General features: G+C 60.4%; 15 protein-coding genes and 1 riboswitch. Of the genes, 2 read left to right on the forward strand and 13 right to left on the reverse strand.

The genetic code is table 11. The features are described from left to right. Positions 1-94: 94 nt before the first annotated feature. The 3 genes from U367_RS0114940 to ltaE form a co-directional block, all read right to left on the reverse strand. The gene (locus U367_RS0114940) at positions 95-1,336 is read right to left on the reverse strand and encodes an aspartate kinase (RefSeq protein WP_028617609.1); all 1,242 of its coding nucleotides are present in this window, start codon (positions 1,334-1,336) and stop codon (positions 95-97) included. Between the two features lie 95 nt (positions 1,337-1,431). Further along, the gene (gene alaS, locus U367_RS0114945) at positions 1,432-4,050 is read right to left on the reverse strand and encodes an alanine--tRNA ligase (RefSeq protein ID WP_028617610.1); all 2,619 of its coding nucleotides are present in this window, start codon (positions 4,048-4,050) and stop codon (positions 1,432-1,434) included. A 146-nt stretch (positions 4,051-4,196) separates the two neighbouring features. After that, a complete protein-coding gene (ltaE, locus tag U367_RS0114950; RefSeq protein ID WP_028617611.1) occupies positions 4,197-5,201 on the reverse strand; it encodes a low-specificity L-threonine aldolase in 1,005 nt (334 codons plus the stop codon). Positions 5,202-5,392: 191 nt separating this feature from the next. After that, positions 5,393-5,562: riboswitch (FMN riboswitch) on the forward strand. Positions 5,563-5,658: 96 nt separating this feature from the next. Between ltaE and U367_RS0114955 the strand changes: the two genes are divergently transcribed. After that, positions 5,659-6,165, forward strand: a complete 507-nt coding sequence (locus U367_RS0114955; protein WP_010208324.1) for a 6,7-dimethyl-8-ribityllumazine synthase — start codon at positions 5,659-5,661, stop codon at positions 6,163-6,165. Positions 6,166-6,358: 193 nt separating this feature from the next. On the opposite strand, the gene astE is transcribed toward U367_RS0114955, so the two are convergent. The 7 genes from astE to U367_RS0114990 form a co-directional block, all read right to left on the reverse strand. Continuing rightward, positions 6,359-7,363: a succinylglutamate desuccinylase gene (gene astE / locus U367_RS0114960; RefSeq protein ID WP_028617612.1), complete on the reverse strand. Its 1,005-nt coding sequence runs from the start codon at positions 7,361-7,363 to the stop codon at positions 6,359-6,361. An 11-nt stretch (positions 7,364-7,374) separates the two neighbouring features. Continuing rightward, positions 7,375-7,665: a hypothetical protein gene (locus U367_RS0114965; protein ID WP_003214319.1), complete on the reverse strand. Its 291-nt coding sequence runs from the start codon at positions 7,663-7,665 to the stop codon at positions 7,375-7,377. A 24-nt stretch (positions 7,666-7,689) separates the two neighbouring features. Continuing rightward, a complete protein-coding gene (astB, locus tag U367_RS0114970) occupies positions 7,690-9,036 on the reverse strand; it encodes an N-succinylarginine dihydrolase (protein WP_028617613.1) in 1,347 nt (448 codons plus the stop codon). Between the two features lie 188 nt (positions 9,037-9,224). Next, positions 9,225-10,694 (reverse strand): succinylglutamate-semialdehyde dehydrogenase, encoded by a 1,470-nt coding sequence (astD, locus tag U367_RS0114975; RefSeq protein WP_161634126.1) that lies wholly within the window; start codon positions 10,692-10,694, stop codon positions 9,225-9,227. Then, positions 10,691-11,716, reverse strand: a complete 1,026-nt coding sequence (gene astA / locus U367_RS0114980; protein WP_028617615.1) for an arginine N-succinyltransferase — start codon at positions 11,714-11,716, stop codon at positions 10,691-10,693. The genes astD and astA overlap by 4 nt, the downstream gene beginning before the upstream one ends. A 51-nt stretch (positions 11,717-11,767) precedes the next feature. After that, positions 11,768-12,787 (reverse strand): arginine/ornithine succinyltransferase subunit alpha, encoded by a 1,020-nt coding sequence (gene aruF / locus U367_RS0114985; RefSeq protein ID WP_003175655.1) that lies wholly within the window; start codon positions 12,785-12,787, stop codon positions 11,768-11,770. Positions 12,788-12,987: 200 nt separating this feature from the next. Beyond that, a complete protein-coding gene (locus tag U367_RS0114990; RefSeq protein ID WP_028617616.1) occupies positions 12,988-14,208 on the reverse strand; it encodes an aspartate aminotransferase family protein in 1,221 nt (406 codons plus the stop codon). A gap of 308 nt (positions 14,209-14,516) precedes the next feature. Here U367_RS0114990 and U367_RS0114995 point away from each other — a divergent pair, with 308 nt between their 5' ends. After that, the gene (locus U367_RS0114995) at positions 14,517-20,444 is read left to right on the forward strand and encodes a leucine-rich repeat domain-containing protein (protein WP_028617617.1); all 5,928 of its coding nucleotides are present in this window, start codon (positions 14,517-14,519) and stop codon (positions 20,442-20,444) included. A 14-nt stretch (positions 20,445-20,458) separates the two neighbouring features. Here the strand turns inward: U367_RS0114995 and U367_RS0115000 are convergent, their stop codons facing one another. The 3 genes from U367_RS0115000 to U367_RS0115010 all read right to left on the reverse strand — a co-directional run bounded on the left by U367_RS0115000 (position 20,459) and on the right by U367_RS0115010 (position 23,603). After that, positions 20,459-21,439 carry a GlxA family transcriptional regulator gene (locus tag U367_RS0115000; RefSeq protein ID WP_016979802.1) on the reverse strand — a complete coding sequence of 327 codons (981 nt, stop codon included), beginning with the start codon at positions 21,437-21,439 and terminating at the stop codon, positions 20,459-20,461. 259 nt (positions 21,440-21,698) lie between these two features. Then, positions 21,699-22,463: an ABC transporter ATP-binding protein gene (locus U367_RS0115005; protein ID WP_010208310.1), complete on the reverse strand. Its 765-nt coding sequence runs from the start codon at positions 22,461-22,463 to the stop codon at positions 21,699-21,701. Positions 22,464-22,490: 27 nt separating this feature from the next. Then, positions 22,491-23,603, reverse strand: a complete 1,113-nt coding sequence (locus U367_RS0115010) for a succinylglutamate desuccinylase/aspartoacylase family protein (RefSeq protein WP_028617618.1) — start codon at positions 23,601-23,603, stop codon at positions 22,491-22,493.

Consider the following 23,603-nt stretch of genomic DNA (forward strand, 5'->3'; position numbering starts at 1 on the left):
CCTACCCGCCTAAGTATTGTCGAGCGCACGCAAAAGAACATGCGCCCTACAAAAAAAGGAAAGGCGCGGTAAACCGCGCCTTCCTGGCACTTCGTCACTCGCCCTGTCGGGCCGGAGCGTCCAGCTCAAAAGCGGTATGCAGTGCGCGTACAGCCAATTCCAGGTACTTCTCTTCGATGACCACCGAGACCTTGATTTCCGAGGTGGAGATCATCTGGATGTTGATGCTTTCCTTGGCCAGTGCCTCGAACATGCGGCTGGCAACGCCGGCATGGGAACGCATGCCCACACCCACGATCGACACTTTGGCAATCTTGGTATCGCCGACCACTTCACGGGCGCCAATCTCGCTCGCGGTGTTCTGCAGGATCTTCTCCGCCGCATCGTACTCGTTGCGGTGCACGGTGAAGGTGAAATCGGTGGTGTTATCGTGCGAAACGTTCTGCACGATCATGTCGACTTCGATGTTCGCGCCGCTGATAGGGCCCAGGATCTTGAAAGCCACACCCGGGGTATCCGGCACGCCACGGATAGTCAGCTTGGCTTCATCACGGTTGAAAGCGATACCGGAAATGATCGGCTGTTCCATGGATTCCTCTTCATCAATAGTAATGAGGGTGCCCGGACCCTCTTTGAAGCTGTGCAATACGCGCAGCGGAACGTTGTACTTGCCGGCGAATTCCACCGCACGGATTTGCAACACCTTGGAACCGAGGCTGGCCATTTCCAGCATCTCTTCAAAGGTGATCTTGTCCAGGCGCTGGGCCACGGAGACAACGCGCGGATCCGTGGTGTAAACGCCATCCACATCGGTGTAGATCTGGCATTCATCGGCCTTCAGAGCCGCGGCCAGTGCCACGCCGGTAGTGTCTGAACCGCCACGCCCCAGGGTGGTGATATTGCCGTGCTCATCCACCCCCTGGAACCCTGCTACAACTACCACGCGCCCGGCTTTCAGATCCGTACGGATTTTCTGATCGTCGATCTGCAGGATCCGCGCCTTGGTATGCGCGCTGTCAGTGAGGATGCGCACCTGACTGCCAGTGTAGGACACCGCCGGCACACCGCGTTTGTTCAACGCCATGGCCAGCAACGCGATGGTCACCTGCTCGCCGGTGGACACGATCACATCCAGCTCACGTGGCAGCGGCTGTTGATCACCACTGATTGCCTTGGCCAGGTCGATCAGGCGATTGGTCTCGCCGCTCATGGCCGACAGCACCACCACCAGGTCGTCGCCGGCATCGCGGAATTTCTTAACCTTGTCGGCCACCTGCTCGATTCTTTCGACAGAACCGACCGAGGTGCCTCCAAATTTCTGTACGATCAAAGCCATTTCTAAGCCGCCTCAGCCCGTAAAGGGGCGCCCAATAAACAAATTCAAGCAACCGAGCGAGCCCATGACTAGACCATGGGCTCATTAACAGCGCCTTAAATACCTGCCTCGACAAACGGCACGGTCAGGGCCAGTGCCGCGTCCAGGGCACCGGCGTCTACACCACCGCCTTGCGCCATGTCCGGACGACCACCGCCCTTCCCGCCCACTGCCGCGGCGGCTTGTTTCATCAAATCACCGGCCTTGAGTTGGCCAGTCAGGTCTTTGGTTACACCGGCAACCAGAACGACCTTTTCCTCATGGACACCGCCGAGCAGGATCACTGCGCGGCCGAGCTTGTTCTTCAACTGATCGACCAAGGCCAACAGCGCCTTGCCATCCTGACCGTCCAGGCGCACGGCCAGGACTTTCACACCCTTGACGTCCAGCGCGCTGGCCGACAGATCATCGCCCGCCGCACTGGCTGCCTTGGCCTGCAACTGCTCCAGCTGTTTCTCCAGCGCACGGTTGCGCTCCAGAACGGCGGACAGCTTGTCGATCAGGTTGTCACGGCTGCCCTTGACCAGGCCCGCCGCCTCCTTGAGTTGTTCTTCAGCCGCATTGAGGTAAGCCAGCGCCGCAGCGCCGGTCACCGCTTCAATACGACGCACGCCGGACGCCACACCGCCTTCGCTGATGATTTTCAGCAGGCCGATGTCGCCGGTACGGTTGGCGTGGATACCGCCACACAGCTCCACCGAGAAGCTGCCGCCCATGCTCAGCACGCGCACTTCATCGCCGTACTTCTCGCCAAACAGCGCCATGGCGCCTTTCTTTTTAGCGGTTTCGATATCGGTTTCTTCGGTTTCCACCGCTGTGTTCTTGCGAATCTCGGCGTTGACGATGTCTTCCAAGGCCTTGATCTGCTCCGGCTTGATCGCTTCAAAGTGGCTGAAGTCGAAGCGCAGGCGCTGACTGTCGACCAACGAACCCTTCTGCTGAACGTGATCACCCAATACCTGACGCAACGCGGCGTGCAACAGGTGAGTGGCGGAGTGATTCAAAGCGGTTGCATGCCGTACGTCTGCATCGACCTGGGTGTCTACCGGCGCACCGACCGTCAGGTTGCCCAGCACCAGCACACCGTGATGCAGGAACGCGCCGCCGGTCTTGGTGGTGTCGCGCACCTCAAAACGCCCGGAGGTCGAGCTGAGGAAACCACAGTCACCAATCTGGCCGCCGGACTCGGCGTAGAACGGCGTCTGGTCCAGGACCACAACGGCCTCATCGCCTTCGTTTAACACGTCGACCGATTTACCGTCTTTATAGATAGCAACAATTTTGGCCGAGCCAACGGTCGCCTGGTAACCAATGAACTCGGTAGGCACATCAACCTTGACCAGGGTGTTGTAGTCCAGGCCAAAGGAGCTGGCGGAGCGAGCGCGCACGCGCTGGGCTTCCATCTCACGCTCAAAACCGGCCTCATCGACGGTCAGCTCGCGTTCACGGGCAATGTCGGCGGTCAGGTCCATGGGGAATCCGTAGGTGTCGTAAAGCTTGAACACCACGTCGCCCGGCACCACGGTGCCTTTGAGCCCGGCCAGGTCCTGCTCCAGGATCTTCAGGCCGTGTTCCAGGGTCTTGGAGAACTGCTCTTCTTCAGCCTTGAGCACACGCTCGATGTTGTCTTGCTGCTGCTTGAGTTCCGGGAAGGCTTCGCCCATCTCGGCAACCAGCGCGGCGACGATTTTGTAGAAGAAGCTGCCGGTGGCGCCCAGCTTGTTGCCGTGACGGCAGGCACGACGGATGATGCGACGCAGCACATAACCACGGCCTTCGTTCGACGGCAGCACGCCATCGGCGATCAGGAAACCGCAGGAACGGATGTGGTCCGACACTACTTTGAGCGACGACTGGTTTTCGTTGGCGCAGCCAATCGCGGCAGCCGAGGCGCTCAGCAGGTTGGTGAACAGGTCGATTTCGTAGTTGGAGTGAACGTGCTGCATCACCGCACTGATCCGCTCCAGGCCCATGCCGGTGTCTACCGACGGCGCCGGCAGCGGATGCAACACGCCATCGGCGGTGCGGTTGAACTGCATGAACACGTTGTTCCAGATCTCGATGTAACGGTCGCCGTCTTCTTCCGGCGAGCCCGGCGGGCCGCCCCAGATGTCGGCGCCGTGATCGTAAAAGATCTCGGTGCAAGGGCCGCACGGGCCGGTATCGCCCATGGTCCAGAAGTTGTCGGAGGCGTACGGCGCGCCCTTGTTGTCGCCGATGCGGATCATGCGCTCCACAGGTACACCGATTTCATTGGTCCAGATGTCATACGCTTCGTCGTCGGTCGCGTAGACGGTGACCCAGAGTTTTTCCTTCGGCAGCTTCAGCACGCCGGTCAGGAAGGTCCAGGCAAAGGTGATCGCGTCTTTCTTGAAATAGTCGCCGAAACTGAAGTTGCCGAGCATTTCGAAGAAGGTGTGGTGGCGCGCGGTGTAACCGACGTTTTCCAGGTCACTGTTCTTGCCGCCGGCGCGTACGCACTTCTGGCTGCTGGTGGCGCGGGTGTAGGCGCGCTTTTCCTGGCCCAGGAAGCAGTCCTTGAACTGGTTCATTCCCGCGTTAGTGAACAGCAGGGTGGGGTCATTGCCTGGGATCAAGGAGCTGGAGGCTACACGGGTGTGGCCTTGCTCTTCGAAGAAGCGAAGGAAGGCTTCACGGATTTCTGCGCTTTTCATTAGGTTCTTCCACGGAGGCTGCGGCCAAAGGCCAGTGCGCAACATCATCAGACGGAGCGACGGCAAAGGGCCGCATTATATCGGCCCTTTGCCGGTGGTACAGCGTGTTTATACGATTGAAACGTTCAATTAGACGGTCTGCACGGTCATTTCCGCGAAAATTCGACGAATGTCTGCGCGACCTGCTCGATCTGCGCCCGGCTGACATCCAAATGCGTGACCATGCGCAGGCGCGGGGCGGCGCTCAATGTGATCCCGCGTTCGGCGGCAAACGCCTTCAAGGCTTGAGCCTGGCCACCGATCTGCACGTAGACCATGTTGGTCTGCACCGGCTCCACCTCATAACCGGCCTGGCGCAACGCATCGCCCAGCCATTGGGCATTGGCGTGGTCGTCAGCCAGGCGCTGCACCTGGTGATCCAGGGCATACAGCCCCGCTGCCGCCAGTGAGCCGGCCTGGCGCATGCCGCCGCCGACCATCTTGCGCAGGCGCCGGGCCTTGGCGATCAACGCCGTGGAACCGCACAGCACCGAGCCAATCGGCGCGCCAAGGCCTTTAGACAGGCACACCGACACCGAATCGAAATGCTGGGCAATCTCGCGCGCATCCACGCCGAGCTTGACCGCTGCGTTGTAGAGCCGCGCGCCATCCAGATGCAGGGCCAGGTCGTGTTCACGGGTGAACGCCCGTGCCTTTGCCAGGTAATCCAGCGGCAGTACCTTGCCTTGCATGGTGTTTTCCAGCGCCAGCAAACGGGTGCGGGCGAAGTGGAAGTCGTCGGGCTTGATCGCCGCCAGCACCTGGTCCAGGTCCAGGGAACCATCGGCTTGCACTTCCAGGGGTTGCGGCTGGATCGAACCGAGCACCGCCGCGCCACCGCCTTCGTATTTGTAGGTATGGGCCTGCTGGCCGACGATGTATTCCTCGCCGCGTTCACAGTGGGCCATCAACGCCAACAGGTTGCTCATGGTGCCGGTCGGCACAAACAACGCGGCGGCAAAACCCAGGCGCTTGGCCAGTTCGGCTTCGAGGCGATTGACGCTGGGGTCCTCGCCATATACGTCATCGCCGCTGACGGCAGCGGCCATCGCGTCCCGCATGCCGGGGGTGGGTTGGGTCACGGTGTCGCTGCGCAGGTCGATCACAGACATGAAACAAGCCTCTGAAGGGTTGAGTAAGTTCCTTTTGTGAGTGATTACTGCGGGCAACGCCACGGAATATCAAGCCCCCAATGCATTCAATCGAATACCAACCAAACAAAGCGATATAGCTTATCGATACAGCGGTCGTGCAGTTTTCGAAAAAGCGTGTTAAAAACTCTCCGCCGCCAGGGTTCTGGTGGCAACGTTCTCAGGGCGGGGTGCAATTCCCCACCGGCGGTAATTACACGCAATGTGTATAGCCCGCGAGCGCTTGGCGCCTCGAACTGCTCCGGCAGGACGGCGACAAGGTCAGCAGACCCGGTGTGATCCCGGGGCCGACGGTCATAGTCCGGATGAAGAGAGAACGGGATTGGCACCTAAGGGCCGCGCACGAATTGTGCTTGCGTACCCTTAAATCCCATTCGATTCATAACGCCCTGTTTTATTCTTAAACAGGAGTCAGAACATGCAACCCACCGCAATCGACAGCAAAAGCAAAAACCACCACGGCGAGCGCGTCGCGTTTATCCAGGCCTGCTGGCACAAGGATATTGTCGACCAATCGCGCAAAGGTTTCCTCGCCGAAATGATCGCCCAGGGCTACCAGGAGTCGGACATCGATTTCTTCGAAGTCGGCGGCGCATTTGAAATGCCCCTGCACGCCAAGCTGCTGGCCAAGACCGGCCGCTACGCCGGTATCGTCGCCGCCGCGCTGGTGGTGGACGGTGGTATCTACCGTCACGAATTCGTCGCCCAGTCGGTGGTCAGCGGCCTGATGCAGGTGCAGCTGGAAACCGAAGTGCCGGTGTTCTCGGTGTCCCTGACCCCGCATCACTTCCACGCCGGCAGCGAACACCAGACCTTCTTCTACGAGCACTTCGTACACAAAGGCCAGGAAGCTGCGCGCACCTGCGCCGACACCTTGCATAAAGTGCGGGCGATCCGCCGCAGTGAGCAAAAACTGGCGGTCTGACACAGACTGAGCCCATAAAAAACGCCCCGACAAGCTCGCTTGCCGGGGCGTTTTTTATGGGGGCGCTGCTGCATGATAACGACCCAAGCACCGAACCCACTACGACCAACCCCGAACCTTTCAGCGAGAACGGTTTGCGCAAAGAGTTGGGGCTGCCGCCGCGTACTGCATCCAGGTCGACACAGACACGTGCTTAAACCAGTGCTGCGTCGGTGGTGGGCACAATCAGAATCCCGGCCCGCAAGCCATTCTTCACCTTCGGGTTAGGGAAGATGATGCGCGCACCCTCCTCCTCGATCACCCAGCGGGTCTTGGCCACGTCTTCGGCCAGCAGGTAGCCCTGCGCCAACGGCGAGAAGTTCTCCACGTCAGCGGGCAAGTGCATCAGGAAGGCATCGCTGTGTTTGATGACTTCGCGCGATACGGCAAACAATTGCAGGCCGTCCAGGCTGTCGGTGGGCGGCTCGGTGCCTTCGATTATCTGCTTCAGGCGGGTTTCCAGGCGAGATACATCCACGCCCTGGTTCTGCCCGAACGGCCGCGCCTTGCCCAGCTCCAGGGTGAAAGCCTCGGCGTCGAGTTGCTCGTAGGTAAACGCGGTGAAGGTGATCGAGGTCTTGTTCTGTAACAGCACCGCTTGCATGCCGGCAGCGTTCAGGCGTGCCAGCTCATGGCGCGAATGCTGGCGACCTTCCTTCCAGGGATACAGTGCAAACTGCTCAATCTTCGAGCCGCGAATGGCCGTGTGCAGGTCGTAATGCAGGCGCGAGCGGCCAGGCAGGCTGAAGAAGCTGCGGGCCAGTTGCTCAAGCTCGGCGGCGCGCATGGCCTCCGGACCGATATTTTGTTCGTGACGGCCGTTGAACAGCCGGTTGACGTCCAGTTCCAGGTAACGCTCGCCGCGGCGCATGGCCTCGGGGTTGCCGAACAGGAACAGAATACGGGTGCGGGGCTTGATCTCCCCACGGGCGATGCCATGCAACAGGCGGTCGAGCAATTCGATCGGCGCGGTTTCGTTGCCATGGATGCCGGACGACAGCAGCAGGTCGCCGCCGCTGTCCTTCGCTTCAGGTGGGCGCACTTCAAGCGCGCCCTCGCTGAGCCAGCGCATCTGCACGCCGTCGACAGTCAGTTGAATTTTTTGCGCCGGTTCACGACCGGCGAGGGTCAGTTCAAGCAGTTTGCCGAGGGCGAGCATACGCAGCTTCCTTAGTGGTTGCAGCCTGGGCCGTGGACGTGATCGTCGTCATCACCTTCAACGTCGGCCGGTTCCATTTCCAGTTGCAGGCTCATCAGGTTGGTGGCCAGTGGGCGCATCAGCAGATTGGCGTATTCCGCATCGCCTTCTTCCACGTCAACGCCGATCAGCAGTTGGCCACGGCCGTCGTGCTGGATCCAGATTTCCTTGCCCTGCCAGACCACGGCGACGCGGGTGCAGGAAGTTTCCAGCTGGGTGCCGTCGGTGTCTTCAAGAATCAGTTTCAGGGTGTCGGTGGTCATAAATAGCTCTCAGCCATGCGGCGTTTAATTGATCTGGAAAGGATAAACCGAGCCCAGTTTAAGGATTTGCGTCAGTTCATCCAGTGCCGTCCGGCATTCAAGCAGCAACTGCGGGTCAGCCAGGTCGCTTTCGCGCAAGCTGTCGCGGTAGTGCCTGCCTACCCACTGGGTCAGTGTTTCGTACAACGGCGCGGTCATGATAACGCCTGGATTCACCGCCGCCAGTTCCGTTTCGTTCAACGCCACACGTAAACGCAGGCACGCCGGGCCACCGCCGTTCTGCATACTTTGCTTGAGGTCGAACACCTTCACTTCGCGGATCAGGCCACCGGCAGCGGTCAGGCCTTGCAGGTACTGCCAGACGCGCTCATTGGCACGGCACTCTTCCGGCACGATCAGCAGCATCGAGCCGTCAGCGCGGCTCAGCAACTGGCTGTTGAACAGGTAGGAACGTACCGCGTCTTCGACACTGACTTGCGCGCGCGGCACGCAGACGGACTGGAAGTGACCGCCCAACTTACCCAGTTTGCCTTGCAGTTCCGCGAGCATCTGTTCGGTATTGAGGAAGGCATCTTCGTGATAGAACAGCACTTCGCCGTTGCCGACCGCGATCACGTCGTTGTGGAACACCCCGGCATCGATCACTGCCGGGTTCTGCTGGGCGTAGACCACGCCGTCATCCTTCAAGCCGTGCAGCCGTGCGACCGCCTGGGACGCTTCCAGGGTCTGGCGCGCCGGATATTTCTGCGGCGCCGGATAACGGGGATCGAACGCGCTGCGACCAAACACGAAAAATTCGACGCCCGCCTCGCCATATTCACGGCAGAAGCGCGTGTGGTTGGCCGCGCCTTCATCACCGAACTGCGCCACGGCCGGCAAGGCGGCGTGGTGGGCGAAGTGTTTATCATCGGCAAACATCGCGCCCAACACACGGCTGGTGGTCGGGTGTTCGATGCTGCGGTGATATTTGCAGTTGAGGTTGGCGGCGGTGAAATGCACGCGGCCGTCAAAGGTGTCGGCACTTGGGCTGACGGTGGCGGCGTTGGCCACCCACATGCTCGACGCGGAGCAGCTCGCGACCAGCAACGGCATCGCATCCTTGGCCGCTTGCTGGATCACTTGAGCGTCGGTGCCGCTGAAACCCAGGTTGCGCAAGGCAGCCACATCAGGACGTTCCTGGGGCGCCAACACACCTTGTACAAAGCCCATGTCCATCAGGGCTTTCATTTTCTGCAGGCCCTGCAACGCCGCTTCCTTGGGATTGGAATGCTGCTGGCTGTTGCTCTGGGACGCGACGTTGCCGAAAGACAAACCGCCGTAGTTATGGGTCGGCCCCACTAGACCGTCAAAATTGACTTCATAGGATTTCATCGGCGAGGCTCCACGAACATCTGTATTTTTATAGGCATCAAATTACTTGAACACACCACCGACCTAATGTGGGAGCGGGCTTGCTGTGGTGAGGGGGCTTGCCCCCCGACGGATACACCGCCGAATTCTGGGGCTGCTTCGCAGCCCAGCGCGGGGCAAGCCCGCTCACCACAAAACCGGCTCCTGCATTAGATCAGCGTAATGCCGGGGGTCAGGGTTGCTGGCACCACCAAGGTCGGGGTTTCCAGCGAGGCCACCGGGTACGCGCAATAATCCGCCGCGTAATACGCACTGGCGCGATGGTTGCCCGAGGCACCTACCCCACCAAACGGCGCGGTACTGGCGGCGCCGGTCAGCTGTTTGTTCCAGTTGACGATGCCCGCGCGGCTTTCCAGCCAGAACTGCTGGTAGCGCGCTTCGGAGTCCGACAACAGACCAGCGGCCAAACCGTATTGGGTGTTGTTGGCCTCGGCAATCGCCGCTTCAAAATCAGCGTAGCGGATCACCTGCAACAGTGGGCCGAACAGTTCCTCGTCTTCACGCTCGGTCACGCCGGTCACGTCGATGATGCCGGGGGTCAGCAAGGCGGCCTGGTCCTGAGGCTGAGTCATTTCCAGCAGCGCCACAGCGCCATTGGCGAGCATCAGTTCCTGGGCGTCCATCAACGCTTTGGCGGCGGCGAGGGAGATTACCGAGCCCATGAACGGCGCGGGTTGCTGATCAAATGCGCCCACCTCAATGGTCGAGCTGACCGCCACCAGGCGGGCCAGCAACGCGTCGCCCCAAGCACCTTGCGGCACCAGCAGGCGGCGCGCACAGGTGCAGCGCTGGCCGGCGGAAATAAACGCCGACTGGATGATGGTGTAGACCGCCGCATCCACATCGGCCACTTCATCGACCACCAGCGGGTTGTTGCCACCCATTTCCAGGGCGAGGATCTTGTCCGGGCGCCCGGAGAATTGCTGGTGCAGATGATTGCCGGTACGGCTGGAGCCGGTGAAGAACAATCCATCGATACCTGGGTTGGCCGCCAACGCGATGCCGGTTTCCCGCGCGCCTTGCAGCAGGTTCAACACACCCGCCGGCAACCCGGCTTCGATCCAGCATTGCACGGTCAGCTCGGCAACCTTAGGGGTCAGTTCGCTCGGTTTGAACAGCACGGTGTTACCCGCCAGCAACGCCGGCACGATATGCCCGTTCGGCAAGTGGCCAGGGAAGTTGTACGGGCCAAACACCGCCACCACACCGTGGGGCTTGTGGCGCAACACGGCGGTGGCGTCGCCCAGCGGGCCGCTCTTCTCACCGGTGCGCTCGCGGTAGCTTTGCACCGAGATCGCGATCTTGTTGGCCATGCTGGTCACTTCGGTGGCCGATTCCCACAGCGGCTTACCGGTTTCCTCACCGATGCAACGGGCGATTTCGTCGGCACGGCTTTTCAGGGTGGCGGCGAAAGTTTCCAGCACGCTGATGCGTTCCTCCAGCGGGCGCCTGGCCCAGGCTGGGAACGCCTGGCGCGCAGCCTGCACGGCGGACTCGACCTGCTCGGCCGTGGCGCCATTACCGGCCCACAGCACCTGCTGGGTCACCGGGTTGCGCGATTCAAACAGTTCACCCTGGCCAGTCAGCCACTGACCTGCGATATACAACGAATTCATTATTTCGACTCCCGAGCAGCGGACAACGGAACAGCGCGCACTTGATCACCCACCACCAGTTGCAGGCGCTTGGCGGTCTGTGGATCGACCACCAGCGTGCCTGCCGCCAGACGAGCCGGGGCGGCGGTGATGCGGCATTCTTCGCGCTTGCGGTTATGGATCAGGAACGGCGTGGCATCGTCCCCCGGCGTACCAATCGCCAGCACCAGCGACTGGCTGTCGCGCACAGCGCGGATCTTGGTGGTCTCACATTCCACCGCAGGGCCGGCATCGAAGATGTCGACATAGCCTTGGTAGCTGAAGCCTTCGCTCTTGAGCATGCTCAGCGCCGGCTCGGTGTCCGGGTGGACCTTGCCGATCACGTTGCGCGCATCCTCGGACAGGAAGCAGCTGTACAGCGGAAACTTCGGCATCAGCTCGGCGATAAACGCCTTGTTGCCCACGCCGGTGAGGTAGTCAGCCTGGCTGAATTCCATCTTGAAGAAGTGGCGGCCCAGGCTTTCCCAGAACGGCGAACGGCCGGCGTCGTTGGACACGCCGCGCATCTCGGCAATGATCTTATTGCCAAACAACTGCGGGAATTCGGCGATAAACAACATGCGCGCCTTGGCCAACATGCGGCCGTTGAGGCCGGTGCGGTAATCGGCGTGCAGGAACAACGAGCACAGCTCGGAGTTACCAGTGAGATCGTTGGCCAGGAACAGCGTCGGGATCTCGCGGTAGATGTTCAGCTCCTGGGAGGCACTGACCGTCAGGCCGACCCGGAAGTTGTACCAGGGCTCACGCAGGCCAACGGCGCCGGCAATCGCGGAAATGCCCACCACACGGCCTTCGTCGTTTTCCAGCACGAACAGGTAGTCGGCATCGCCACGCCCGGCTTCGCCGCGAAAGGTTTTCTCGGCCCAGCCCACGCGGTGGGTCAGGCGCTCTTCGTTGGCCGGCAAGGTGGTGAGGCCGGTGCCGGTGCTGCGCGCCAGATCAATCAGGGCCGGTAAATCGCTGCTGCGTACGGGACGAACGATCATGCTATCTCCTCGAACGGGCCGCTGTTGTCAGCCACCCGCGAAACTCTCTTTTTAAACCGCTACCAGGCGCACGCTCGCGCCTTCACCAACACCCAGGGCTTCGGCCGCTGCAAGGTCCAACGTCACCGGTTTACCCGGCGCATAGTCCAGCTCCAGCATCACCGCGCGGTAATCCTGCAACTGCGCGTTGCTCACCAGGTACTGGCGACCGACACCCTTGACCATCTCACCGATCTTCACCGGCACCACGCGGCTCTGGGCGATCGAGCGAATGCCCGACACCCGTGCATGCAGCGTCGGGCCACCGTCGAAGATGTCGATGTAATGGTCAGTCTCGAAGCCTTCGCGCATGAGGATGTCGAAGGTGATCTGCGCACGCGGGTGCACCTGGCCCATGGCTTCCTGGGCTTCGTCCGGTAGCAGCGGCACGTAGATCGGGTAGTGCGGCATCAGCTCGGCGAGGAAGGTACGGCTTTTCAGCCCGCACAAGCGCTCGGCGGCGGCATAGTTGAGGTCGAAGAAGTTGCGCCCGATGGCGTCCCAGAACGGCGAGTCGCCGTTCTCGTCGCTGTAGCCGACGATCTCGGTCACCACCGAGTCGGCAAAGCGCTCGGGGTGGCTGGCAACGAACAGCAGGCGGCCACGGGAATTGAGTTCCGACCACGGCGAACCGACCAGCTCGGGCACCACATAAAAACTGGTGAGCAGGCTGTTGCCGGTGAGGTCGTGGCACTGGGAAAGCACGTGGATCTTGTTGTGAATCTTCAGCTCGCGGGAGGCGTGCACGAAGGTCTCGTTACGGAAACTGTAGAAAGGTTCCGAGTAGCCCGCCGACGCGACAATGGCCGAGCAACCGGCGAGCTTGCCGGTCTCGGTGTCTTCAAGCACGAAGAAATAACTCTCTTCGCCGTTGAAACTGACCTCGGCCGCGAAGGACGCTTCGCTGGCGGCGATCTTGTCGCTCAGGCGTTCCACATCGTCCGGCAAGGAGGTGACACCAATCGGGCTGTCCGCAGCCAGACGCTGTACCTCGCCCAGATCAGCCATTTGCGCGGGGCGCATCACCAGCATGGTGTCACTCCTTAACTCGAAAAACTCACAGAGGGAAAAATGCCGGACACGGAATTTTGATTCACACAGATCCAATGTGGGAGCAGGCTTGCTCGCGAATGCAATCTGTCAGTCAATACATCTAGCGACTGAACCACCGCTTTCGCAAGCAAGCCCGCTCCCACATTTGGAAACGGTCCGACCAGCAAAATATGTCGCTATCAGGCTTGCGTCAGTGTTTTTACGGCACGCTCAAACCGGTCCAGGCCTTCCTTGATATCCGCCTCTTCCACCACCAGGCTCGGTGCGAAACGCACCACGTCCGGGCCGGCTTGCAGGATCATCAGGTTTTCTTTCTCGGCCGCGTTGAATACGTCCTTGGCCTTGCCCTTGAATGCGTCGCTTAGTACGCAACCAATCAACAGGCCCATGCCGCGTACTTCGGTGAAGATGCCGTACTGTTTGCCAATCTGCTCCAGGCGCGCCTTGAACAGGTCGTGCTTGGCGTTGACGCCGGCCAGCACCTCTGGGGTGTTGATCACGTCGATCACCGCCTCGGCCACCGCGCACGCCAGCGGATTGCCGCCGTAGGTGGTGCCGTGAGTGCCGACGACCAGGTGCTTGGCCAGCGCTTCAGTGGTGAGCATCGCCGCGATCGGGAAACCGCCGCCCAGGCTTTTGGCGCTGGTAAGGATGTCCGGGGTCACGCCGTAATGCTGGTAAGCGAACAGATGGCCGCTGCGGCCCATGCCGGTCTGCACTTCGTCGAACACCAGCAGCGCGTTGTTCGCGTCGCACAGCTCACGGGCGCCTTGCAGGTAAGCCAGCTCAGCCGGCAGTACGCCGCCTTCGCCCTGGATCGGCTCCAGTACCACAGCGCAAGTCTTGTCCGACACGGCGGCTTTCAGCGCGGCCAGGTCGTTATAAGGCACGTGCGTGATACCGGTGATTTTAGGACCGAAACCATCGGAGTACTTGGACTGGCCACCAACGTTGACGGTGAACAGGGTACGACCGTGGAAACTGTTCAGCGCGGCGATGATCTCGTATTTCTCGCTGCCGAAACGGTCGAACGCAACGCGACGGGCCAGTTTGAATGCGGCCTCGTTGGCCTCGGCGCCGGAGTTGCAGAAGAACACGCGCTCGGCAAAGGTGGCGTCGATCAGCTTGTGGGCCAGGCGCAGGGCCGGCTCATTGGTGAAAACGTTGGAGACGTGCCACAGCTTGTTGGCCTGTTCGGTCAGTGCACCGACCAGCGCCGGGTGGGCGTGGCCCAATACGTTGACCGCGATGCCGCCGGCAAAGTCGATCAGCTCGCGACCCGCCTGGTCCCACACGCGCGAACCTTCGCCACGTACAGGAATGAATGCGGCCGGTGCGTAGTTAGGCACCATGACCTGGTCGAAATCGGCACGTTGCACCGGGGCTTGCTCAACGGACATCGGAGTCTCCTGAAGAGGAACGCCTGCCTGGAACTGGCGGGCGATGCAGGGATTGTAAGGACAGTTTTCAGCGCGGCCTTGCCGCCAAGCGACAACTTCTTATAGCGCCAACCCGCGATTTTGGCGGGTTTACGCCAATGCGACAAATAGCGTCGCAATGGCGCAGTTTAAACACTGTGGTGTCGCAGCGGCAGGTGTTCAGCAAGATAGATGCAACGCAAGGGGTGGTCGGCTATCTATCTACCTCTGGTCGGTCGGAAGAAATTGGTCTGCTCTCACGCCTATTCATCACACAAAGGCGTTCTCTCGTGACCCCACCTACTCCTTCCATCCCGCTCCCGGACCTGTCGACTTATCGCGACTTGCATCTGGAGATCCTCACGCAGGCGGTTCCCGACTGGCTGCCCAAGCTCTCTCCTGACAAGCGCGCAGCGTTTCGCACGGTAAAGCCAGACTTTGCGCAGTGGTACAAAACGGCCTCCCCGGAAGATCATGACCGCCTCAAAAACCGCATGAATACCGCCTGGGAGGCACAACTGCAACTCGACCAGACCCTGGCCGAGCTGAAGTCGGCGCAAGACTTCGGCGCGCCGCTGCTACAACAGTTACTCAAGCAACGCTTCGGTATCGAAACTGACGTCAAAACCACTTACCTGCGGCTCTACATTCCCCAAACGATACCTTGGTTCCCCGTTCGATCAGGCGGCGCAAGAACCTGGACGGTGTCATTGATCGACGCCGCCCTGCACAACTTTGAAGACGGCGAGGCATTCGAAGCGCAATCAGCCTTCATCACCCACCCCACCAGCACCGGGCAATTCGACAAGCTGCCGGCGCTCCACACGCGAATCACCGTGGCGCAATTCACTGCCTTGTGCCGGGAACTGGACATCGGCGCCAAGTACCAGCGCTATCTTGAACAATTCTTTGATTTCAAAAACCCAGTGGCCATGGCGAGCCTGAAATTGAAGGTCAGGCAAAGCCAGGCAGCGAACCTGCACGTCGCGCTGCAAATGGCCTGGATGAAAGACGATCTGCACGATGATCAGTCATTCATACTCCTGCAACGCCTGATCAACAGCGACGGCAGCCTGAGTACCTGCTTCCCGCTGCGGTGTTACAACCTGAGCATCATGTCCACCCCACTCACCGGCATCGTGCTGTTTGCCGAGAACATTGGCAGCCGTCGCCCGGTGGGTGTTATCGCCTATATCCCGGATGACCCTTACGCGCCGCTCAAGCAATACCCCACACTCGTCGACTTCATGACCGCACTGGGCAACAACCTGCGCACCGCTGAGTATCAACAGTTCTTCAGCCGCTTCGTCAATCACGAAGAGCGTGGCCTCTTCTTTGCCGACCTCAACCGCAGGCTGTCCAAGGTCACTTGGCACGAGCACACACGTGGCGATCCACTGCCCTCCTGGCGCGAGACACCCATCGATAAGCCACACCTGACGTTCAGCGCCTCCAGCATCAGCGGCAACCTGTTCGAGCATCTGTTTGAGACAAAATTCAGCAAGGTGTTCAACGATGCCCGCATCATCGCGGTGTCCACCGCCAGCGTCGATCAGCGAGTACGCTGGGAGCGCTGGGCCATCGTGCAGAAAGTGGCCGCGGCCATCCTGCAAATCGCAGCGCTGGTTGTCGCCCCATTTGCCCCCCCGGTGGGCCTGTTGATGCTCGGCTACGCCGCCTATCAAATGCTTGATGACGCTTTTGAATGGATCATCGACCTGGCTGTGGGCGACGCGACCGTAGCTTGGGGGCATTTTCTGTCATTCGTGGAGCAAGGATTAGAATTGGGCCTGTTCATCGCGGGCGCGCCGCTGGCCGCTGGCGCCTTGCGTGCTGCGCTGCCTGCCGAAGTCATCACGTTTTTCAATGGTCTCAAGCCCGTCACATTGCCCAACGGCAAGGCACGACTCTGGAAGCCAGACCTTGCACCCTACGCCCACGCTATAAAACTGGCCGACCACGCCTATCCAAACGCCGAGGGCCTGCACGCCCACAACGGTAAAAATATCCTGCTGCTCCCGGACAAACCGTTTGTTGTACAGAAGGACCCTGTCACCCAGCAGCCTTACCTTCAACATCCCACCCGGGCCAACGCCTACCGCCCGCCCCTGCTGACCAACGGCAAAGGCGCTTGGGTGAGCGAACTGGACACCCCCCTGAGCTGGGACAGCGCCACCCTCATGAAACGCCAAGGCCCTAAAACCGCCGGGCTCAGCGATGAACAATTGGTCACCGCTCGGCGCATCAGCGCCACGGACGACGGCGCGTTGCGCAAGATGTACGTCAACCAGCACCAGCCGCCGCCCTTGCTGACCGATACCGTCGACCGCGTCCAGATCGACCAGACGCTGCAGGACTTCATTGATCAAATGAACAGCGATGATCCCGCGCTTTTCAAGCGGGCCGATGCGCAGTCCCAACTGCACCTGCTGGCCAACCTGGACCTTTGGCCAAAAGCCAAGACCCTTCGGTTTGTAGATGCCGAAGGCAGAACCGCCTGGGAGTTGCCCGGCGAAACAAACGCCAGCGTGGTGCAAATACACGAAGCCCAGTTGAAAAACGGTGACTTGCTGAAAACCCTGCTGGAAGCGCTGGATGAACCCCAACGCAAAACCTTGCTGGGAGAAGCATTCGGCGACCCGCCAACCTCCCTGGACAATCGCGCGCTTAAACTCAGGAAAAAACTGGCCGGGCTGGCTCAATCGCATCGAGCTGAATTGTTCAACACCCGCTACCAACAGCTGGATCGCCCTGTCACCCCTCGCCAACAGGCCATGATCGACAACACACCCGGATTGCCGCTCACCGCAGCCGACGCCCTGCTGGACACCGCCAACAGCCAGGAACTCAAGGCCGTTGACGAAGGAACAGTTCCCGCGCGCTTGACCGAGCTGGCGCAAGCGTTGCGAGACGAAGCCGGGGTGAACCATGCCTACGACGGTTTATACCTCGACTCTACGGACAACCTGGACACCCACCGACTGGCCTTGCACTCCCTGGAGCAATTGCCCGGCTGGGCAGGAAAAAGGGTGCGCATTGAGATCAGAAGCTCCACACCCGAGACCACCCTCCTGGATGCCATCGGCAAACCCAAGGCACGCATCAAAAGAGTCCTGGTGCGCTCGGCCGATGGGCGTTACACCCCGCAAGACGACAGCGGCGAACTGTCCGGCGCAACCGACCTGTACAACGCGGTGCTCCAGGCCCTGCCCGATGCCGAGCGCAACGCCCTAGGCCTGCGCATCGGCCAAGGCCCCGATCTGCGGCTGGCCCTGCGCACCCATGCACTGAAACGCGCCCCCTTGCGCAAGCTGATCACCGCCGAGCCCGCCCGCGCGCCTACCGACACCCGCACCCATCTGCGCCTGCTGGGCATGGACAACTACCCACCGGCTGCACCGGCTGAACAGCCCAACGCGCAGGCGTTGGCACGAGAGCTGTATCCAGCCCACACCGATGAACAAATCGGCGAGATGATCCAGGCACTGGAACGCCGTCCGGGTGGAGCCTTTCCGGCACTAACCGCCCTACGCCAGGAGTATCTGCAACTTAATCGTCTCCTGGCCGACTGGGCAGCCCGCACCCCGCGCCGCTACCCGGGCACCGAGGTGAACATGGGCCGTGAGGAATACAGTGACATGCGGCAAAACCGCGTGCTTTTCTGGCGTGAACTCTTGAGCGCCTGGCGCCGGGAAACCGAGACAGATACCTACTTCGAGCATCCCAGCCAAAACGGTCAGAAACTCAAATCGCACGCCATTCTGTCTGGAGAGCTACCGGCGCTGCAGGCTAATTTCGAGCATATTTCCTACCTTGAATTCAATGGCAACCAGACCGCACTGAATAATGTCGATGGTTTTTTGCGTAGCTTTCCCAACATTCGCCACCTCAGCATCGCCAATACCCAACTGGGTCAACTGCCACCCTCTCTCAGCGCAATGCCACGCCTCAACACATTGGTCCTCAGCGACTGCGGTATCACCCTGACACCCGACAGCCTGAATGCGCTGACGGCCATGAATAGACTTCGAACCCTGGACCTGTACAACAACCCGCTGGGGTTCACCCCCAACGTTGAACGCATGATTGATCTGCGCAACCTGGACCTGTCCGAGACTGGCATTCGCGCCGTACCTACCGGTCTGCTCAGCCGAGCATCGCTGGAGCTGGCAGTGCTGTCCCGAAACCAGATTACACAGCTGCCTTCCGCGCTTTTCGATCTGCCCGCCGACACCCCAACCACCTTCGACTTCTCGGGAAATCCGCTGTCGCGAGCGACCTTGGAGCAGGTAAAAAGCTATTACCAGCGAACAGGCCTCTATTGGAGCACAGACGCATTGGCAATCGATATTCAGCGCGTCAATACGCTCTTCCCGGACTTCAGCGTGAACGAAGTCAACCGCTTTCTCTTTGGTCTGACTGGCAATATTGAAATGGGTCAGATCGAACTGGCGCGACTGGAAGTTGAATATGCTGACCTGTCCGACGTGCTTGATACGTGGGCACAGCAAGCCCCCGCACCGGAGGAGCAAGCCTGGCGAGAGGAATTCAAAGAGGAACTCCAAGCCTGCTGGCGCCGAGAAGGTGCATTGGATGCGAGCAACCCTCAGGTCATTCCCACGTTCGCCGTGGAAAGCCCACAGCCTGTGACTGGCACATTCCCGTCACTTGACAGCGGCGTGTTCAAGCACGTGTCTTCATTGCGCTTGAAGGGTGCGCAAGGTCCATTCCCCCTGCAGTCGCCGCTTTTTTTTAGAGGATTCCCGACGCTTAACCACTTATTTATCGAGGGTTATGTGATGGGCGATATTCCCGCATCGCTATGGGACCTGCAGCAACTGTCATCATTGCGCCTACCCCGATGCGCGCTCACATTATCAACCGACGGTGCCACATCACTGGCCACGCTGAGCGAGCTGGGGACACTGGACTTGAGCCATAACCCTCTGGGGCAACTGCCGGATTTCAGCGCGATGCCCAGGCTTTCCAGCATCGACCTTGAAGACATCGGCTTGACGGCCATCCCCGACAGCTTGCTGACAGCCGTGGAGCGCCAACACGTCAAACTGAGCAATAACCTGATCACCCAGGTTCCCGACAGCATGTTCAGGCTGCCCGACGCAGTCACCGCCGTCTTCGAACTCTCCCGCAACCCACTGAACCGCTCGGCACTGATGCAGATCAAACGCCATTGCCAGCGCACTGGCGAGCATTGGCGCGTCGATGCGCCGACGTCGTTGCGAGAAAGGATCGAAGCGCTGTACCCCACTTTCACCGAAAACGAAGCCAGCCGCTTCTTTTTTGAGCTACCCGGTGACCTGGACGCGGCAGAGCCTGCCATCGAACAGCTTGAAGCCGAATACGCGCAACTGCGCACCGACCTTGAAGAATGGGTGGTGGATGTGCCAGAACGGCACCCCGTCGTGGACACGCTTTTGGATGAACAAACGCGGGCACAGGATCAGCTCAATCGCCGGGCATTCAAAGCGCTGCTTGAAGAAGCCTGGCGCCGCGAAAGCGAAGTGGACGACAACGACGACAGGTTTGAGCCGAGCCATAAGCTGACCTTTGACGCGCCGATCCTAGGGGAGCTACCCGAACTGAGCGCCCGGTTTGAGCATGTGACAACACTCGACCTAGAAGGCAATGGCACCACCACCCGTATCGACGGACTGCTCAAATGCTTCCCCAAACTCAGGAGCCTGGTCATCTCACGATTCAGCCTGGGCGATATTCCCCTCACCGCGTTCAGCCTGGCTGAGCTCAACGCGCTCAGCCTGACTGAATCTGCTATCCGTTTGACACCCACCAGTGCCGACGCCTTGTCGGGGATGAGTACCCTGCAGTACCTGGACCTGGGCGGCAACCGGCTGGGCCTCACGCCTGACGTCAGTCAACTGACCGAGCTGGAGACGCTGTACCTGCCAGACACCGACATTACTCAAATCCCACAAGGGCTATTCGCCTTGCGCGAGTTGCGCACCTTGGACTTGAGCGACAATTTGATCGAAGAGGTGCCTGCGGACTTTTTACAACTGGCCACGCAGCTCGACACCGCATCAGACCTGAGCGGCAACCCATTGTCGGCAGCGAGTCTGGATATCCTCAGGCAGTACTACATGCAAACCGGTGATGACTTGGAGGTGGCGGCAGCGGGCCTGGATGCAAACGGCAATCCACTGGCGAGGTCCAGCTCCCCAGAGCCCACGGAGGAATAACGACTCGCCAGCGGTCAACCGCGCTCGGACGGCACCGACGACAACTCGAACGGGCTGCTGCTACGGCGTTGGTTGCGGTCTTCACGCGGGGTGGCGCCGAAGAAATTGCGATAGGCACTGGAGAAATGCGGGCCCGAGGAGAAGCCGCACGACAGGCCGATCTGGATGATCGACTTGCTGGTTTGCATGAGCATCTGGCGGGCCTTGTTCAGGCGCAGTTCCAGGTAGTACTGGCTGGGGACGCGGTTGAGGTACTGCTTGAAGATCCGTTCGAGCTGTCGTCGCGACACGCATACATGTTGGGCGATTTCGTCGGTGGTCAGCGGTTCTTCGATATTCGCCTCCATCAACAGAACAGCCTGGGTCAGCTTTGGATGGCTGGAACCCAGGCGGTTTTGCAGCGGAATGCGTTGACGCTCACCGCCTTCACGGATGCGTTCCACCACCAGTTCTTCGGACACCGCACCCGCCAGTTCGGCGCCATGATCACGGGCCAACACTGCCAAGAGCAGGTCGAGTACCGACATCCCACCGCAGGCAGTGAGACGGTCGCGGTCCCAGTCGAACAGATGGCTGGTGGCGATAACCTTGGGGAAACGCTCGGCGAAATCGTCCTGCCAGCGCCAGTGCACGGCGGCGCGGTAGCCGTCGAGCAGGCCGAGTTGGGCCAGCGGGTACACACCGGCCGACAAGCCGCCGATCACACAGCCGGCGCGGACCAGTTGCTTGAGCGCGGTGCTCAGTTGGGAAGCGATGACCGTCGGCGGTTCATCCGCCAGCAGGAACAGTTTCTGAAAGCCTTCCAGTTTGCCAGCCCACGGCTCGCCCGGCAGTTGCCAGGCGCCTTCGGTTGCCGGCTCGGCTTGCAGGAACGACAGCTCGTAGACCACATCCGGATGCACCCGCTGGGCAACGCGCAAGGCCTCCTCAGCCAGCGCAAGCGTCAGGGCTTTTGTGCTGGGCCAAATCAGGAAACCAATTTTGTGGGCGGTCATGGAGTGCTATCCGGAGCCAGTAACAGTAATGAAGACAAGGGCTAATGCTAGCCCGTAAACCAACACAAATCTCAAAACAAACAGCGAGCTACGCAAACCCGATAACGATCAACTGACGATCTACTGTAGGAGCCGGCTTGCCGGCGATCGCGGTGGGCCAGGTAGATCGCTATCGCTGGCAAGCCAGCTCCTACAGGGATTGGGGCCAGTTTCAAGACTGTGGAGCATGCACTACTTCAGTGCACAACGGCAGTCTTGATTATTTCAAGCTGCCGGACAAGAACTGCTGCAAACGCTCGGACTGCGGGTTCACCAGCACTTCACGCGGGTTACCGCGCTCTTCGACGATGCCTTTGTGCAAAAACACAAGTTGGTTCGACACTTCACGGGCAAAGCCCATTTCATGGGTCACCACCACCATGGTGCGGCCTTCCTGGGCCAGGTCCTGCATCACCTTGAGCACTTCACCGACCAGTTCCGGGTCGAGCGCCGAGGTGGGCTCGTCGAACAACATCACTTCCGGTTCCATCGCCAAGGCACGGGCGATGGCTACGCGCTGCTGCTCGCCGCCGGACATGTGACCGGGGAACGCATCTTTACGATGACCCACACCGACCTTGGCCAGGTAGTGCTCGGCCTTTTCACGGGCTTCTTTCTTCGACACGCCCAGCACGTGCACCGGGGCTTCCATCACGTTTTCAATCGCGGTCATGTGTGACCACAGGTTGAAATGCTGGAACACCATGGACAGCCGCGAACGCATGCGTTGCAGTTGCTTAGGGTCGGCAGCCTTCATGGCGCCGTCCTTGTTGGCCACCAGTTTCAGCTCTTCGTTGTTCAGCAGAATCTTGCCGGCGTGGGGTTGCTCCAGCAGGTTGATGCAGCGCAAAAAGGTACTTTTGCCCGAACCACTGGAACCGATGATGCTGATCACATCACCGGCTGCGGCGGCCAGGGACACGCCTTTGAGCACTTCATGACTGCCATAGCGTTTATGCAGGTCTTGGACTTCAAGTTTGTACATGCGGTCGGTTCTCACAAAAACAGGTGGTCAGTCGTTGAGCAAGCGCCCGTGACGCAGCGCTTCGCGCCCCGCCACCTTGGCCAGCCAGAAACCCGCTTGGGCATAACGTAGCCGTTCAACGGCAAACAACACCCCCGAAGTACCTGCGCAGATGGTGCTGACGCGGTCTTCCAGGGGATCAATCACTTCAAAAATCGGCTCGCCTTTTTCGATCCATTCACCGGCTTTGCGCAGGTAACTGATCACCCCGGCGTGGGGCGCGAACAGCAATTCAGTGCCCTCGAAAGGCACGCCTTCGCAAGGTTCGAATTGCGGCGCAGGCCATTCGCCCTTGATCAAGCCCTGCTCAGCGAGGAACGCGAGAATACCTTCGGCGTGAAAAATCGCCTCGTCACGCCCGGTATCAGCCTGACCGCCCAGCTCCAGCGTAGTCGCCAGGCAAGCCAACGGGATTTGCGACTCAGGAAACGCCTGAGACAAACGCAACCACGGCAGCGAACAGGCCTCATCGAACGAACTGCCGCCGGAGTCCTCCGCCAGCAGGCCGACCTTCACATTCAAATGCGCCGACAGCGAACGCCACTGCGGCCAGTGCTGCGGCAGCGCGTACATGTGCAGTGCGGCTTCGGCGTCGCAATGCAGGTCGAGCACCACATCGGCGGTGCAGGCGTGGCTCAGCAAGATGCGCTGCATGCCTTGCAACTGGCTGCTTGGCTCGGGCAACGCGCTGAGTACATCGCTCATCGCCTGACGGATCAAACGCACATTGGCGTGGGGGTCATCACCCAACTTGCCGCTGAGCAACTCGGCAACCGGCTCGCTCAACTCGACGAAATCACGGTTGAAGTTCTTGCCGCTGCCCACCTCGAAACGGCCCTGGTGGCTGCCTTGCAGCAGTTGGCCCAGGCCCATTGGGTTGGCCACCGGCACCAGCTCGATCACGCCGTTGAGCGCGCCTTGCTGTTCCAGTTCGGCGAGGCGCTTTTTCAGCTCCCACGCGGCGCGCATGCCGGGCAATTCATCAGCGTGCAGGCTGGCCTGGATATACGCCTTGCGCTCGCCCTGGCCGAAACGGAATACGCTCAGTTGACGCTCGCAGCCCAGGTGGCCCCAAGGCAACAGGTGATCGATACGTTCCAT

It is taken from the genome of Pseudomonas canadensis (assembly GCF_000503215.1).
GTDB classification, from domain to species: domain Bacteria; phylum Pseudomonadota; class Gammaproteobacteria; order Pseudomonadales; family Pseudomonadaceae; genus Aquipseudomonas; species Aquipseudomonas canadensis.

What these genes read in the sequence shown, in the direction of transcription:
- U367_RS0114940 (WP_028617609.1), bottom strand. Translation starts at nt 1,336, where the DNA reads ATGGCTTTGATCGTACAGAAATTTGGAGGCACCTCGGTCGGTTCTGTC.
- alaS (WP_028617610.1), bottom strand. Translation starts at nt 4,050, where the DNA reads ATGAAAAGCGCAGAAATCCGTGAAGCCTTCCTTCGCTTCTTCGAAGAG.
- ltaE (WP_028617611.1), bottom strand. Translation starts at nt 5,201, where the DNA reads ATGTCTGTGATCGACCTGCGCAGCGACACCGTGACCCAACCCACCCCC.
- U367_RS0114955 (WP_010208324.1), top strand. Translation starts at nt 5,659, where the DNA reads ATGCAACCCACCGCAATCGACAGCAAAAGCAAAAACCACCACGGCGAG.
- astE (WP_028617612.1), bottom strand. Translation starts at nt 7,363, where the DNA reads ATGCTCGCCCTCGGCAAACTGCTTGAACTGACCCTCGCCGGTCGTGAA.
- U367_RS0114965 (WP_003214319.1), bottom strand. Translation starts at nt 7,665, where the DNA reads ATGACCACCGACACCCTGAAACTGATTCTTGAAGACACCGACGGCACC.
- astB (WP_028617613.1), bottom strand. Translation starts at nt 9,036, where the DNA reads ATGAAATCCTATGAAGTCAATTTTGACGGTCTAGTGGGGCCGACCCAT.
- astA (WP_028617615.1), bottom strand. Translation starts at nt 11,716, where the DNA reads ATGATCGTTCGTCCCGTACGCAGCAGCGATTTACCGGCCCTGATTGAT.
- aruF (WP_003175655.1), bottom strand. Translation starts at nt 12,787, where the DNA reads ATGCTGGTGATGCGCCCCGCGCAAATGGCTGATCTGGGCGAGGTACAG.
- U367_RS0114990 (WP_028617616.1), bottom strand. Translation starts at nt 14,208, where the DNA reads ATGTCCGTTGAGCAAGCCCCGGTGCAACGTGCCGATTTCGACCAGGTC.
- U367_RS0115000 (WP_016979802.1), bottom strand. Translation starts at nt 21,439, where the DNA reads ATGACCGCCCACAAAATTGGTTTCCTGATTTGGCCCAGCACAAAAGCC.
- U367_RS0115005 (WP_010208310.1), bottom strand. Translation starts at nt 22,463, where the DNA reads ATGTACAAACTTGAAGTCCAAGACCTGCATAAACGCTATGGCAGTCAT.
- U367_RS0115010 (WP_028617618.1), bottom strand. Translation starts at nt 23,603, where the DNA reads ATGGAACGTATCGATCACCTGTTGCCTTGGGGCCACCTGGGCTGCGAG.